This is a genomic window from Niallia sp. Man26 (assembly GCF_022049065.2).
Classification (GTDB): Bacteria; Bacillota; Bacilli; order Bacillales; family Cytobacillaceae; genus Niallia.
The window spans coordinates 791358-804348 of the sequence record NZ_CP095744.1 but is presented as its reverse complement, the minus strand read 5'-3'; the positions used below and the strand labels follow the sequence as shown (position 1 = coordinate 804348).

Sequence of the window (12991 nt, the reverse complement as noted above, 5' to 3'; positions counted from 1 at the left end):
GGGGAAAAGAACATGAAAAAATTAGTGAAACTTTTTGTTGTATTACTTGCTGTGTGGGCACTTGCAGCATGCGGAAATGAGTCAGCTTCAGGAGATTCGAAAACAGTAAAAGTAAAAATCGGGGTAACAGGCACAGATGGTGAGGTATGGCCGTTAGTTAAAGAAAAGGCGGAAAAAGAAGGGATAGAAATAGAACTAGTTGAGTTCTCAGATTATACGCTTCCGAACCAGGCGCTTGCTAACAAGGAAATTGATATCAACTCATTTCAGCATATTGCTTTCTTAAGCCAGTTCGCAAAAGAAAATAATGCTGATTTAGTACCGATTGGTGCTACAGTCATCGCTCCAATGGGAATTTACTCTGAAAAAATTAAAGATGTTAGTGAACTAAAAAAAGGTGATAAGATTGCGATCCCTGATGATCCATCAAATCAGGCTCGTGCATTAAAGCTGCTTGAATCTGCAGGATTAATCAAACTTTCAGATGACTTTGGACTGTTTGGTGATCCAACTAAAATTGTGGAAAATCCGAAAGACCTTGATATTTACCCAGTTGTGGCACAACAGACTCCACGTGTCTTACCAGATGTGGCAGCATCTGTAATTAATAACGGTGTAGCTGGCCAGGCTGGATTCGATCCGGTCAAGGATCCAATTTATTTAGAAAATGCGGATGACGAAAGTGTTCTTCCATATGTAAATGTGTTTGCAGCACGTGCAGAAGATGCTGATAATGAAACATTCCAGCGCATAGTCGAGATTTATCATGAAGAAGACGTGATAAAAGCGGTCGAAGCAGATACAAACGGCGGCTCCATTGTAGTCGACACACCGAAAGAAGACTTAGTGAAACAATTTAAAGGATTGTAGGAGGAGATAAAATGGGCAAAGTGTACAATGGCTTAGACGTGATTAATCATTCTGTTGACAGCAATAAGGATCTTTATGTAGAAACCAGTCAAGCGATTCATTCAAGACCGGAAATCGGCAATCAAGAGTTTTTTGCAAGTAAAACCTTAGTAAATTTATTGGAAGAGGCGGGTTTTGCAGTAGACACAGGAGTGGCTGGCCATGAAACTTCCTTTTACGCAGTAAAGGACAGTGGGGTGTCTGGTCCGACAGTTGCTTTCCTTGCAGAATATGATGCACTACCAGGTCTTGGCCATGCTTGCGGTCATAACATTATTGGAACAACTAGTGTTGCCGCAGGAATTGCACTTGCCGAAACACTGTCAGAAACAGGCGGCCGTGTCCTTGTTCTCGGAACACCGGCAGAAGAAGGCGGACCAAATGGAAGTGCTAAAGGCAGCTTTGTGAAACATGGCTATTTAAAGGATGTCGATGTTGCCTTAATGCTCCATCCTGCTGGGAAAACTTCCTTGACGAGTGAAACACTTGCTGTTGATCCTCTAGATTTTCATTTTTACGGAAAAGCCGCACATGCTGCAGGCTCACCTGAAAAAGGCATTAATGCGCTTGATGCTGTCATCCAGTTATTCACCGGCATTAACGCATTAAGGCAGCAGCTAACTTCTGATGTGCGGATACATGGAATTATTACACATGGCGGCGATGCTCCTAATATTATTCCTGAATATGCATCTGCACGCTTCTTTATCCGCGCTGAATCGTGGAAAAAAACGGAAGAGGTTGCCGTGAAAGTTCGTGCCATTGCAGATGGCGCTGCATTAGCAACAGGTGCGACTGTAAAAGTGGAAAGATTCCAAAATGAGGTAAAGGATTTTGTCATTAATTCTGTATTAGATGATATTCTTAAAACGGAGCTAGAAGCGGTTGGCGAAGTTGTTTCTGTGGAAAAATCAACAGGCAAAGGTTCAACCGATGCTGGAAACATCAGTTATGAAGTTCCGACTGCTCACGGACATATTAAAATAGGGCCAGATGATTTGATTGCACACACAAATGAATTCAGAGAAGCGGCTCGTTCTAGTATTGGCAATGAAGCCATTACTAAAGGAGCAAAGGCACTTGCTGCAACAGGTTATCGTTTGCTGAAGGACTCTGTGCTGCTTCATCAAGTCAATAAAGCTTTTAACACAGCAAAACAAGCGAAAAATTAATAACATCAATATGTAATCTTGTTAGGAAAGACAAAAGCTCTGGGCATTTGCCGTTTCTTAAAAATCTATTATTCATATAATCATATTGAGGATATCGTCCATTCTCGTTTCAAGAAGCTTTCAATAGCGCTTGGATCCATCATCATATTATTATTTCTTTAGGTGCTCCCTATTTTGGAGCACCCTTTTTGTATATTTTATAAATATTATGTTGAAAAGAAATCGAAAATAAAATTTTTAAATTGGATGGAAGCAGGGGAAAGATATCGCCCATCTACCCAGGCTAAAGCAATAATTCGTTCGTAATCAGGAGGATCAATCGGTATTTTCACCAAGTGATTCAGGCTGGTGTCTTTCATATCAGGAAGGATGGATATCCCCAGTCCTGCTGCGACTAAGCCGGCAATCGTGTCTGGTTCATCTCCCTCAAAAGCTATTAATGGTTGAATTCCCGCTTCCTTAAACATTGCCTCTGTCAAGATTCGCATAGCGTACCCCTTTTTTAGCAGGATGAATGGTTCATTTATTAGCTGAACTAATCTTATACTGTTAGACTGTGCAAGGTTATGTGCCTTTGGTACGTAAACGAATAGCTGCTCACTAAAAAGCTTGGACCATGCAATAGGAGTGTGTATTTCAACAGGACTTATTAGACAAAAATCTAGTTCTCCTTTTTGCATATCTTCTAATAAGGAGTGCGAAGGGTTTTGCTTTAAAGCTATATTAATAGCAGGAAACTCACTGCGAAAAGCAGCGATTAAATCAGGAATTAAATTAGTGCTTAATGTGTGCAGAAAGCCAAAGGAAACAGTTCCTCTGCCAGGTTCAAGTAATTCGTGTATCTCTCTTTTTCCGAGTTCAAACTCCAGCATCATGGAGTCAACGTGCTTTAAGAACAGCCTGCCGTATTTGTTAAGCTTGATGGAACGGCCTTGCCGTTCAAATAGCGGTGCCCCTATTTCTTCTTCAAATCGTGCGATGGAGCGACTTAATGCCGGCTGTGTAATAGAGAGTGCTTCAGCAGCTTTTGTGACATGCTCCATTTGGGCGAGGGTTCGGAAGTATTCAAATTGTTGCCATTCCATTATTACAACTCCTTCTCTTATTACATATATGCATCGAAAATATGATTATTATGAATTATACATCATTATTAGCAGGTGTTAACATGAAGAGGAAAAAGTATAGAGGGAGTTGTACAAAAGAGATGGCTTACATAAATTATGGAACACCTTTATTTCGTAAAACTAGCATTGCGTTTTTTGCTGCAGGATTCAACACATTTGCCATTCTGTATTGTGTACAGCCATTAATGCAGGAATTTTCATCAGAATTTAAGTTGTCTGCTACTATGGCAAGTTTGGCTCTGTCTGTAGCAACTATTTGCTTAGCCGTAAGCATGCTCCTATTTGGATCATTATCAGAAGTATGGGGGCGAAAACCGGTTATGGTTGCCTCCATGCTGGTTGCCTCCATTTTATGTTTGCTGACTGCGTTCAGCGCCAATTATTACTATTTGCTTTTCTTACGGGCATTAACGGGAATTGTTTTGGCTGGAGTGCCTTCAGTGGCGATGGCATATCTTGGTGAGGAAATGGAATCCAAAAGTCTAGGAAAAGCGATGGGATTGTATATTAGCGGTAACGCCGTTGGTGCAATGGGAGGAAGAATTATTTCAGGTATTCTAAGTGAATTTTTCAGCTGGCATGCTGCAATCGGCGGCATAGGGGTAATAAGCATTGCTGCTACTCTTTCTTTTGCCTTAACTCTGCAGCCTTCTCGAAATTTTCAAGCGCGTAAGCTTAACATGAACGTTTTAGGCAGGTCTCTAATAAACCACTTAAAGGATCCAGGACTGCTTTGTTTATATGGTCTTGGTTTTTTATTGCTTGGAAGCAATGTAGCGCTGTTTAACTATATTGCCTATGTGCTCACAAGTAAGCCATATTCTTTGCAGCAAGGTGTAGTCAGCTGGATTTTTCTATTATTTATTATTGGCATGTTCAGTTCGATATGGATTGGCAGGCTTGTGGACCGCTACGGACGACATTATATCTTAATTGCGAATCTCTTTCTAATTATAATAGGAGCTTTGTTGACACTGCATGTGGGCTTTTTGGTCTGGAAGATAATGGGCTTAGCACTGACTACTTTTGGTTTTTTCGGTGGCCATTCGATAGCGAGTGGCTGGGTCAGCCAGAGAGCAGCTGCTAACAAAGCCCAAGCTTCTTCTTTGTATTTGTTTCTGTACTATACAGGTTCAAGCGTGGGTGGAACACTTGGCGGAGTTTTATGGTCTCACCTTGGCTGGAGCGGTATCGTTATCATGGTTATTGCGTTTACTTTTATCGGCATTGTGCTCGCAGCAGCCCTTCTCAAAATCACTGGATTCACGAAACCTGCAGCCAAGTCGAAACAGCTGCATATTTTCAAATAAAGGGTGCTAGACTGGCTGCACCCTAGTCGTGTCAGTTTATTGATTGCTTTCAATTTGCTTTAGCACCCTTCCACCTAATGTTGATGAGGCATTATATAAATATTGCAGAACAGTGCTTCTAGTTTCATCCGAAACTCCTGCAAGATCATTTGCAAGATTTTGGACTAGATGGTCTTGCTGGATAGGTGGAAGGGTATGAAAATAGTGTCCAGCCTGTGTGAAATCATCTTGCTTTTTGATATCGCTCCGTTGAAGCCTGCCGCTTACCTGTCTTCCTTTGCCGCTTGTAATAAGAGAGGAAGTATCCCATTCACTTTGTTGATTTATCGGTAAATCGCGGAATCCTGGACCGAGCCGGCGCCGCTGTGAGTCCCAGTATATATTGGAACGGCCCTGCAGCATTTTATCATCAGACAATTCGGCTCCTTCTAATAAATTCGAAGGAGAAAAAGCCACTTTCTCCACTTGTTCCATATAGTTGTCTGGATTGCGGTTTAATATCATGCGGCCGACGGGGATAAGGGGATACTGCTGTTCATCCCAAACCTTCGTATCATCAAGCGGGTCATATGGAAGACTTTGCTCATCGTTTGTATTCATCAGCTGTACATAAAGGATATATTCTACCTTCTTACCTTTTGATATAGCAGAAAACAAATCCTTACCGGCAATATCAGGATCTGCACCGTTCCAATGTGCTGCCTCTTTGTTATCGATAAACTTTATCCCGGAAGACGGAAGCCAATGATATTTCACATAGCGGCGCACACCTTGGGCATTTTTCCACACATATGTACTTACACTGTGGCCGGGAATATGGCGCAAACTTTTAACTGTCCCTGCATCTGAATATAACCTTACTACGAAATGGATGGATTCAGGCGCCCGTGCAACAAAGCTCCAAAACCGTTCCGGATCAATCAAATTATTTACAGGAGAGGGAAGAAAGGCTTTTATTGATTCAGGGAAGCGGATGGCATCTCGGACAGAGAAGACAGGAATATGGTTGCAAATTAGATCAAAAACCCCTTCATCTGTATAAAATTTGGTCGAAAATCCTCGCACATTCCGAGATGTGTCTGGTGTGCCTTTTGTGCTGACTGCAAGGGAAAACCGAACAGTAACAGGGACCTGTTGCCCCGGCTCCTGTAAAAAGCAAAGCTTTGTATATTCACTCATAGAATAGATGGTTTGAAAATAGCCGAAAGCCCCGTAACCTTTCACATGTACAGGTCTCTCCAATATTTTTTCATGGATAAAGTTTTCCAAAGTTTCGTGAAGAATATTATCCTGCTCAAGAACAGGGCCTCTGTCTCCGACTGTTTCTGAATGCAGCGCCCCAGGTAAATCGCCTTGCCAATCTGCAGGGCTGCGGCCTTTTTTGTTTGAGGTACTTCTTTTGTTCAAATGATTATTATCTTTCAATATAATCCCCCCTGTTGTTCGTGAAGATAATTACCCGTTTATCGATGATATCGATACAAGTTATTCCATTTAAAGCGTCTATATGACTGATATAAATTGTCTTCTTACCTGAAAAAACGGATATTCGCACATGTCTTGAACCAAATTAATAGGTAAGTAGCTGACTTCTTTTCCCTGATTGCTAAACGAAGAAAGCATGGTATAATAGATATATTAAATTTGTATGTACAAATTTAATATATATCTTACAATTTAATAGGTATGCATAAAATGGAGGTCGACAATGAAGTTTCCACATGATTTTTTATTTGGTGCAGCATCTGCTTCTTACCAGGTGGAAGGAGCATGGAATGAAGATGGCAAAGGAAAGACAAACTGGGATGTATTCTCGAAGATACCAGGCAAGACTTTCGAGGGAACAAATGGAGACGTCGCTATTGACCATTATCACCGCTACAAAGAAGATATTAAATTAATGGCCGAAATGGGGCTAGAATCATACCGTTTCTCTGTATCATGGGCAAGAATATTGCCTACCGGGGACGGAGAGGTAAATCCTAAAGGCTTGGAATTCTATAATAATCTGATTGATGAATGTTTAAAACACGGAATTGTACCATTTGTGACACTATATCATTGGGATTTGCCAATTACTTTAGAAGAGGATGGCGGCTGGACGAACAGACGCACTGCGGATGCATTCGTTAAATATGCTGAAATCTGCTTCCGTGAATTTGGTGATCGTGTAAAGCACTGGATTACCTTCAACGAAACAGTTATGTTTACCGGATTAGGCTACTTAAAAGGTGCACATCCGCCAGGCGTTACAAATGATGAAAAGAAATACTTCCAAGCAACACACTATGTGTTTTATGCCCATGCAAAAGCAGTAGAAGTGTATAAAAGCTTAAAGCAATATGGCGAAATTGGTATTACTCACGTATTTTTACCTGCCTACAGTGTAGATGAAAAGCCAGAAAATATTGCAGCTGCTCAGCATGCGAATGAATATGAAACTTTTTGGTATTATGATCCGATTTTAAAAGGAGAATATCCTGCGTATGTCGTTAAGCAACTAGAGGAAAAAGGCTGGACTCCAACCTGGACAGAAGAAGAGCTGAACACATTGAAAAGTAATGCTGAAAACAATGACTTTATCGGCTTAAATTATTACCAGCCAATTCGTGTTGAAAAAATCGCCGAAGGTTCTCTAACAGTAGAACATTCACGGGAATCATCTACTCTTGCACCAGGAAATCCTTCCTTTGACGGATATTACCGCACAGTGAAAATGGACGATAAAACATATACAAAATGGGGCTGGGAAATCTCGCCGCAAGGCTTTCTTGATGGGCTGCATATGTTAAAAGGGCGTTATGGCGATATAAAAATGTATGTCACAGAAAATGGCCTTGGTGATGAGGATCCAATTATTGATGGGGAAATAGTGGATGTTCCAAGAATAAAATATATCGAAGAGCATTTAAAGGTTGTCAAACTTGCAATAAGCGAAGGCATTAACTTAAAAGGCTATTATGCATGGTCAGTCATTGATTTATTAAGCTGGCTAAACGGATACAAGAAGCAGTATGGCTTTATTTATGTGGACCATTCTGACAATCTGAACAGAAAGAAAAAGCTCTCGTTTCATTGGTACAAGCATATTATTGAAACGAGGGGAGAAGAGCTGTAAGAAATAGGACGAACGAAACCTCCTAATTATGTTAGGAGGTTTTTTTCTACATGCTTAAACTCCAATTTATTACATTTTCATTTTAATCAAGGAGGTTATTGTTTACAATAGAACCATAACCAATTATTACATATTTTTTAAAGGAGATAATATGGCAGTCAAATATAGAGAGATAGCAGATTCTTTAGAAAAGGATATTAGAGAAGGCATATTTGATGCATCTAATAAGCTGCCGACTGAGGAAGAGTTGGCAAAACAATTTGAGGTAAGCAGAAGCACGGTCAGGAAAGCTGTTACCCAGCTAGTCAATCGGGGATATATTTATCAGGTGCAGGGGAGCGGCATGTTTTTAAGGAAAAAGTCGGAAACAGATTATATTAATCTAGGCAGTCTGCGGGGACTGACAAAGGATTTGTCAGCGAAAACAATCGAAACGAAAATACTGGAGCTTCGTGTTATAGAAGCAGAAGAAGAGGTTGCAAATAGGATGCAATGCGAACCTGGCACAAAATTGTATTATACAAAACGCATCCGAATAGTAAATGAAGAACCTTTCTCGATTGAACTCAGCTACTTTAAAAAAGACATCGTTCCTTATTTAAATAAGGATATTGCCATCCAATCTATCTACACCTATTTAATTGATGACTTAAGACTGAACATCGGGTTTGCCGACAAAGTTATCAATTGTGAATTAATGGATGAGGAAACCGCCTTTTTGCTTAACCTGAACGCGGGAGACCCTGGGTTAATTATAGAAAATACCGTATCGCTTACGAACGGCAATATATTTGAGTTGTCTAAATCTATCTTTCATTATCAAAAAGCAAAAATCCTGGATAGGGTTAGTTTTAAGTGAATACCTTTAAATAGCAAAAAAGTACATCCATTACAACAGGATGTACTTTTTTACGGTTAAATGTGGACTGCTTCCTTGTTAGAAGTTACAGTGAAGCTTCCTTTAGACAGCTTTACAACAACATCTGATTTTTGGGCAATATTCTGATCATGTGTGACGACAACCACACATTTTCCTTCATTATGGGCAAGATCCTTCAGGATTCCAACAATTTCTTGAGCGGTTGTTTCATCCAGATTCCCTGTAGGCTCGTCTGCCACAATAAGGTCTGCATCGCAGCAAAGCGCTCTGGCAATAGAGACACGCTGCTGCTGACCGCCGCTTAATGTTAGAACCTTTTGACCGGCTTGTTCAGCAGTAATACCCATTTTTGTAAGCATTTCTAGGGCATATACTTTTTTGTTTTTATGACTTGATCCTGTAATTTCCATAGCTGTTGTCACATTTTGCAAGGCTGTCATATAAGGCAAAAGATTATACGATTGGAAAACAATTGAGACATACTTATTGCGAAACTTGGTGAGTCCGATTTTTTTTATGTCTTTTCCTTCATACAGAACTGCACCTTCCTTAGGCACATCAAGGGCGCTTGCAAGGGCAAGGAAAGTAGTCTTTCCTGAGCCTGAAGGGCCAATAATCGTATAGAAAATCCCTCTGTCAAATGCTACATTTATATTCTTTAAAATATCGACTTTCTTGTTTTCATGTTTATACCAGTAACTGATATTCTGTAATTCTAATAATGAACTCATTACTCCATCTCCCATCAATCAATGTTAATCCTGTTTGCTTAAGATAGTTTTAGGCTGCAGCCTCAGTACGGACAAGGATGGCAGCAAGGCTGAAATAACGGCAATTAATGCACCAATCATCGCTAATAATCCTAGGTCCTGACCTGTTGCGCTGACATCCAGCTCATCAATCGTTTCAACGCCAGCTGTTGAAGCTGCAGTCGATGTCATGACTTTGCCGAAACCGCCGCCGCCTCTGAAGGATTCTGGTGTGGTACTTGTCTCACTTGAAGCAATTTCTTGGCTCAGCAGTTGATCACTAACTTTGCCAGCAACGGCATTCCCGCTTACTGTTGCAATGCCAAGTGACAGAACGGCCACTAAAAGAATTTCGACGATAAATTGACCTGCTAGCTTCCAGCGCTGTTCACCTAGTGCAAGCAGCACACCCATTTCGTATTTTCTCTCCCTAATGGACATCATTACAATCAACCCTAAGATGATGGCGCCGGCAATGGAAACTAGATAAACAATATTTTTCGAGAAACTTGCAACATTTTCAATTGGACCTACCATTTGTTGATAAAGGTCATCGTTTGCATCCAGTTTGAATGAATCAAAATCAATGCTGCTTTCCGATTTAGCTTGAGCAACGAATGCTTCCATGTCAGCTGGATCATCAATATAATAAACAGCATTATCAATCGTACCTTCATAATCCGCGCCTTTCAGGTCAGATGCAGCTGTATATGGAACATAAATTTTGTTATAAGGAATCATGGCAGTAAAGTCCATTGCTTGGTCAGAGCCAGTGGAAGTGGTAGCGTAAATACCTTTGATTTCTAGCTCAATAGAAATGGAATCATCTTGCGGGTTTGTGACAGTTAGCGTATCACCGACCTGCAGATCATTTTCTTCCGCAAGAGTCTGCTCGATTACGGCTACATTTTTGCCGACATCTTCATCTGTAAGATGCTCTCCATCTATAATTTCAGACGTGCTGTCCATAAAATCAGTATAGGAATCAGTAAAGGTTACACCTTGCAGACTGACATCTCCCTGCATACCGCCGCCCATTCTGACAACACCTTCTCCTGTTTCTGTTTCTTCCTCCGTTTCAGTACTTGTACTATTTTCAATCGGATCAAAGCTAGAAGCTAAACCAGTAGTTGATGAATAGAAATTATAGCCTTTAATTTGGTTATATGTTGTTAGTTCTTCTGCTGCTTTGACTTCAATTGGCGTAGACTGGAATCTAACTCGTTCACCATCCTCAGAAGATTGTGACTGCATCTGCTCACGCAATTTCTCCATGTCCACCTGTAAAGTTACATCGGCACCGAGCTGCTTTCTCGCGAGATCACTTGATTTTTTTGCCGCCGTTTGAATAGATAAACCTGCCAGTACGAGTACACAAATAACCGAAAATACAAAAATCTGCAGCAGGCTTTTCCCCTTTCTAGCTTTAACACTTAAAAATGCTCGTTTTAAAAAATTCATGTTTTCTCTCCTTTATCTGTTTTTCACAAACACCACTATATATAGAAATGGTGAAAACTTGGTGAAAAGGAAAAAGACAGGCGATAACCTGTCTTAGAAGGGAAGTTTGCTAGATTATGATACAGAATTACTTTCCTCTAATGTAACTTCCGATTGCTTATGGAATCGTGCTTTCCATAAGATGAAGAAGGATAGCAACACTAACAGCAGACAAACTAGATTAACAAAGCGAAATCCTATATAAGTAGCAATAAATCCTCCACCTAAATTTCCGACTAATCTCCCAATGGTAGAGCCATTAGAATAAATAGTTGCTGATATTCCAGGAGAAGAGGGCAGCAATTCTGTGAAATAACTTAGCCCATTTCCCATAACAATTGCTACAAAAACAGCTTGGAGGAGCTGTGCTGCTATTAAAATCCACGAATGAGACGCAGTTGCTAAAATAATGTAGTAAACACCGGCTATGAAACAGCTAATAATCATTAACGAATGATTGGATATTTTTTTTCCTAAAGCACCGAGGCCAATCATAATAGGAATTTCTAAACCTGCACAAACACTGACCACAATTCCGACAACTGCGTGACTTCCGTGCAGCTCGTTCACAATGAACAGTGGTGTGTTAATTACGTTTATAGCATTTACTGCAAAAAGAAGGATGAAGGCGATAAAGGGGTATCTTATTTGTTTGTTTTTTAGAGAAGATGCGGGAACTGGCAATTTATTATGTCTTTTCGTATAAACAGTGTTCCTTTGATTGCTCAGAAAAAAGAATACTAGAGATGCAATAATTAGAAAGATAACAGAGGTTCCAAGAAATAACCCTTCATAACCAGCCAATCCTAAAATAATCGTCCCGCCTAGGGGCCCAATAAGAAAACCTAATGAAACAAGGGAACGCAAAGTAGACAGTGCAAATGTTTTATCATCACTCTTGCTTGCATTTGCCGACTCCTGTGCGAAAGCAAAGATTTGCGGCATCGCAGCAGCACCTAATCCGTTAAATACAGTAACCACTAATAACAGCAGAAAATAGTTATGAAATAGAAGGTAAGACACATAACCTAAAGCGGATGAAAGCATAGCTATGATTATCACCAATTTTCGGTTGAGCCCGCTATCTGACCGTTTTGCAATGAAAGAGTTTATTAATACACCACTCAGCGAGCTTACAGCCATAAAGACCCCAAATGCCCCTGCGCTCATTCCTAGTTCCTCAGTAGAATACAGAGATAAGTACGGCATCGTAATGGAAATTCCTGTACCGACAAGCAGCATACAAACCATGAAAAGACAATACCCTTTGATTGTGAATAGTTTTTTTATACGTATCAGCATTTCTTTTCCCCACCTTTACATAACTACAGAAAAATTAGCAGCACTTAATCATTTAAAATATACTTTTCAAAAGCATAAGCCACCCCATTTTCATCATTTGATAGTGTGGTAATATCACTATGCTTTTTTACTTCTTCTTCGGCATTTCCCATGGCAATCGCCAGCCCAGCTGCCTGAAACATAGGTATATCATTTATTTCATCTCCGATAGCTACTGTATTTTCGATTGGAATATTAAAAAAGCGTGCCATTGCTTTTAAGCCATTTCCTTTATTTCCGTTAATATGTGTAACTTCAAGATTGAATGGCGAAGAAGAGGCTACATAAATTTCTTCAATTAACTCTAATTGGGATCTCAACCGATCTTTTTGAATCGGATCAAGTCCTAGGATAAGAAACTTTATAACCGTAGATTCATTATTTAGTATTTCTTCAGGGTTATGAAAGAATGACTGACCGTAAACATGTGGAGGTGTTGTGAACATTTTGTAATCCTTGTGATCAAGATACTCATTTGGGACAAGACCAGATGCCAAAACTTTTTCATATCGATCAAGCCAGTCTTTATGGGCAAATGTACGAATATTTGTACAGACTTTATATGGCATTGATTCTTTTTCTAGTTCTAACATAATTTTTTGACATTGAAGAAGGGGAAGAGAGGTTAGTTCTATTAATTGGCCATTAGCATATATTTCCGTGCCGTTATTTCCACCAACATGTAAATCTAAATCATATTTAGCAAGTTCAGATATAACCGGTGTAGCTGATCGGCCTGTTAAAGCCATAACGATATGGCCTTGTTCCTGTGCTTTTCTGATTGCTTGTATCGTTTCGTTACTAATTTCTTTTTTTGAATTCAACGTAGTACCGTCCAAATCAAGTGCAATAAGCTTCATATAATTCTCTCCCTGCGTTGTGAAA

General features: G+C 40.0%; 11 protein-coding genes. 5 read left to right on the top strand and 6 right to left on the bottom strand.

The window, feature by feature from the left end:
• Nucleotides 1-12 precede the first annotated feature (12 nt).
• Nucleotides 13-870 carry a MetQ/NlpA family ABC transporter substrate-binding protein gene (locus tag L8T27_RS23500; protein WP_233318190.1) on the top strand — a complete coding sequence of 286 codons (858 nt, stop codon included), beginning with the start codon at nt 13-15 and terminating at the stop codon, nt 868-870.
• An 11-nt stretch (nt 871-881) separates the two neighbouring features.
• Complete coding sequence (locus tag L8T27_RS23495) at nt 882-2081, top strand: M20 family metallopeptidase (RefSeq protein ID WP_237943307.1); 1200 nt, start codon at nt 882-884, stop codon at nt 2079-2081.
• A 206-nt stretch (nt 2082-2287) separates the two neighbouring features.
• Here the strand turns inward: L8T27_RS23495 and L8T27_RS23490 are convergent, their stop codons facing one another.
• Nucleotides 2288-3166 (bottom strand): LysR family transcriptional regulator, encoded by an 879-nt coding sequence (locus L8T27_RS23490; protein WP_233318187.1) that lies wholly within the window; start codon nt 3164-3166, stop codon nt 2288-2290.
• Nucleotides 3167-3288: 122 nt separating this feature from the next.
• Between L8T27_RS23490 and L8T27_RS23485 the strand changes: the two genes are divergently transcribed.
• A complete protein-coding gene (locus L8T27_RS23485) occupies nt 3289-4518 on the top strand; it encodes an MFS transporter (RefSeq protein WP_237943305.1) in 1230 nt (409 codons plus the stop codon).
• Between the two features lie 36 nt (nt 4519-4554).
• Here the strand turns inward: L8T27_RS23485 and L8T27_RS23480 are convergent, their stop codons facing one another.
• Nucleotides 4555-5943 (bottom strand): catalase, encoded by a 1389-nt coding sequence (locus L8T27_RS23480; RefSeq protein WP_481858863.1) that lies wholly within the window; start codon nt 5941-5943, stop codon nt 4555-4557.
• A 283-nt stretch (nt 5944-6226) separates the two neighbouring features.
• Between L8T27_RS23480 and L8T27_RS23475 the strand changes: the two genes are divergently transcribed.
• Nucleotides 6227-7636 carry a GH1 family beta-glucosidase gene (locus tag L8T27_RS23475; protein WP_237943303.1) on the top strand — a complete coding sequence of 470 codons (1410 nt, stop codon included), beginning with the start codon at nt 6227-6229 and terminating at the stop codon, nt 7634-7636.
• A 151-nt stretch (nt 7637-7787) separates the two neighbouring features.
• A complete protein-coding gene (locus tag L8T27_RS23470; protein ID WP_233318181.1) occupies nt 7788-8495 on the top strand; it encodes a GntR family transcriptional regulator in 708 nt (235 codons plus the stop codon).
• A gap of 56 nt (nt 8496-8551) precedes the next feature.
• Here the strand turns inward: L8T27_RS23470 and L8T27_RS23465 are convergent, their stop codons facing one another.
• The 4 genes from L8T27_RS23465 to L8T27_RS23450 all read right to left on the bottom strand — a co-directional run bounded on the left by L8T27_RS23465 (nt 8552) and on the right by L8T27_RS23450 (nt 12966).
• Nucleotides 8552-9247, bottom strand: a complete 696-nt coding sequence (locus L8T27_RS23465) for an ABC transporter ATP-binding protein (protein ID WP_237943301.1) — start codon at nt 9245-9247, stop codon at nt 8552-8554.
• A gap of 24 nt (nt 9248-9271) precedes the next feature.
• Nucleotides 9272-10726, bottom strand: a complete 1455-nt coding sequence (locus L8T27_RS23460) for an ABC transporter permease (protein ID WP_233318178.1) — start codon at nt 10724-10726, stop codon at nt 9272-9274.
• Nucleotides 10727-10840: 114 nt separating this feature from the next.
• A complete protein-coding gene (locus L8T27_RS23455; protein WP_237943299.1) occupies nt 10841-12067 on the bottom strand; it encodes a sugar efflux transporter in 1227 nt (408 codons plus the stop codon).
• Between the two features lie 44 nt (nt 12068-12111).
• Nucleotides 12112-12966: a Cof-type HAD-IIB family hydrolase gene (locus L8T27_RS23450; RefSeq protein ID WP_237943297.1), complete on the bottom strand. Its 855-nt coding sequence runs from the start codon at nt 12964-12966 to the stop codon at nt 12112-12114.
• Nucleotides 12967-12991 lie beyond the last annotated feature (25 nt).

Bases quoted from the DNA above. Each gene is read 5' to 3' on its own strand.
- L8T27_RS23500 (WP_233318190.1), top strand. From the start codon at position 13: ATGAAAAAATTAGTGAAACTTTTTGTTGTATTACTTGCTGTGTGGGCA.
- L8T27_RS23495 (WP_237943307.1), top strand. From the start codon at position 882: ATGGGCAAAGTGTACAATGGCTTAGACGTGATTAATCATTCTGTTGAC.
- L8T27_RS23490 (WP_233318187.1), bottom strand. From the start codon at position 3,166: ATGGAATGGCAACAATTTGAATACTTCCGAACCCTCGCCCAAATGGAG.
- L8T27_RS23485 (WP_237943305.1), top strand. From the start codon at position 3,289: ATGGCTTACATAAATTATGGAACACCTTTATTTCGTAAAACTAGCATT.
- L8T27_RS23475 (WP_237943303.1), top strand. From the start codon at position 6,227: ATGAAGTTTCCACATGATTTTTTATTTGGTGCAGCATCTGCTTCTTAC.
- L8T27_RS23470 (WP_233318181.1), top strand. From the start codon at position 7,788: ATGGCAGTCAAATATAGAGAGATAGCAGATTCTTTAGAAAAGGATATT.
- L8T27_RS23465 (WP_237943301.1), bottom strand. From the start codon at position 9,247: ATGAGTTCATTATTAGAATTACAGAATATCAGTTACTGGTATAAACAT.
- L8T27_RS23460 (WP_233318178.1), bottom strand. From the start codon at position 10,726: ATGAATTTTTTAAAACGAGCATTTTTAAGTGTTAAAGCTAGAAAGGGG.
- L8T27_RS23455 (WP_237943299.1), bottom strand. From the start codon at position 12,067: ATGCTGATACGTATAAAAAAACTATTCACAATCAAAGGGTATTGTCTT.
- L8T27_RS23450 (WP_237943297.1), bottom strand. From the start codon at position 12,966: ATGAAGCTTATTGCACTTGATTTGGACGGTACTACGTTGAATTCAAAA.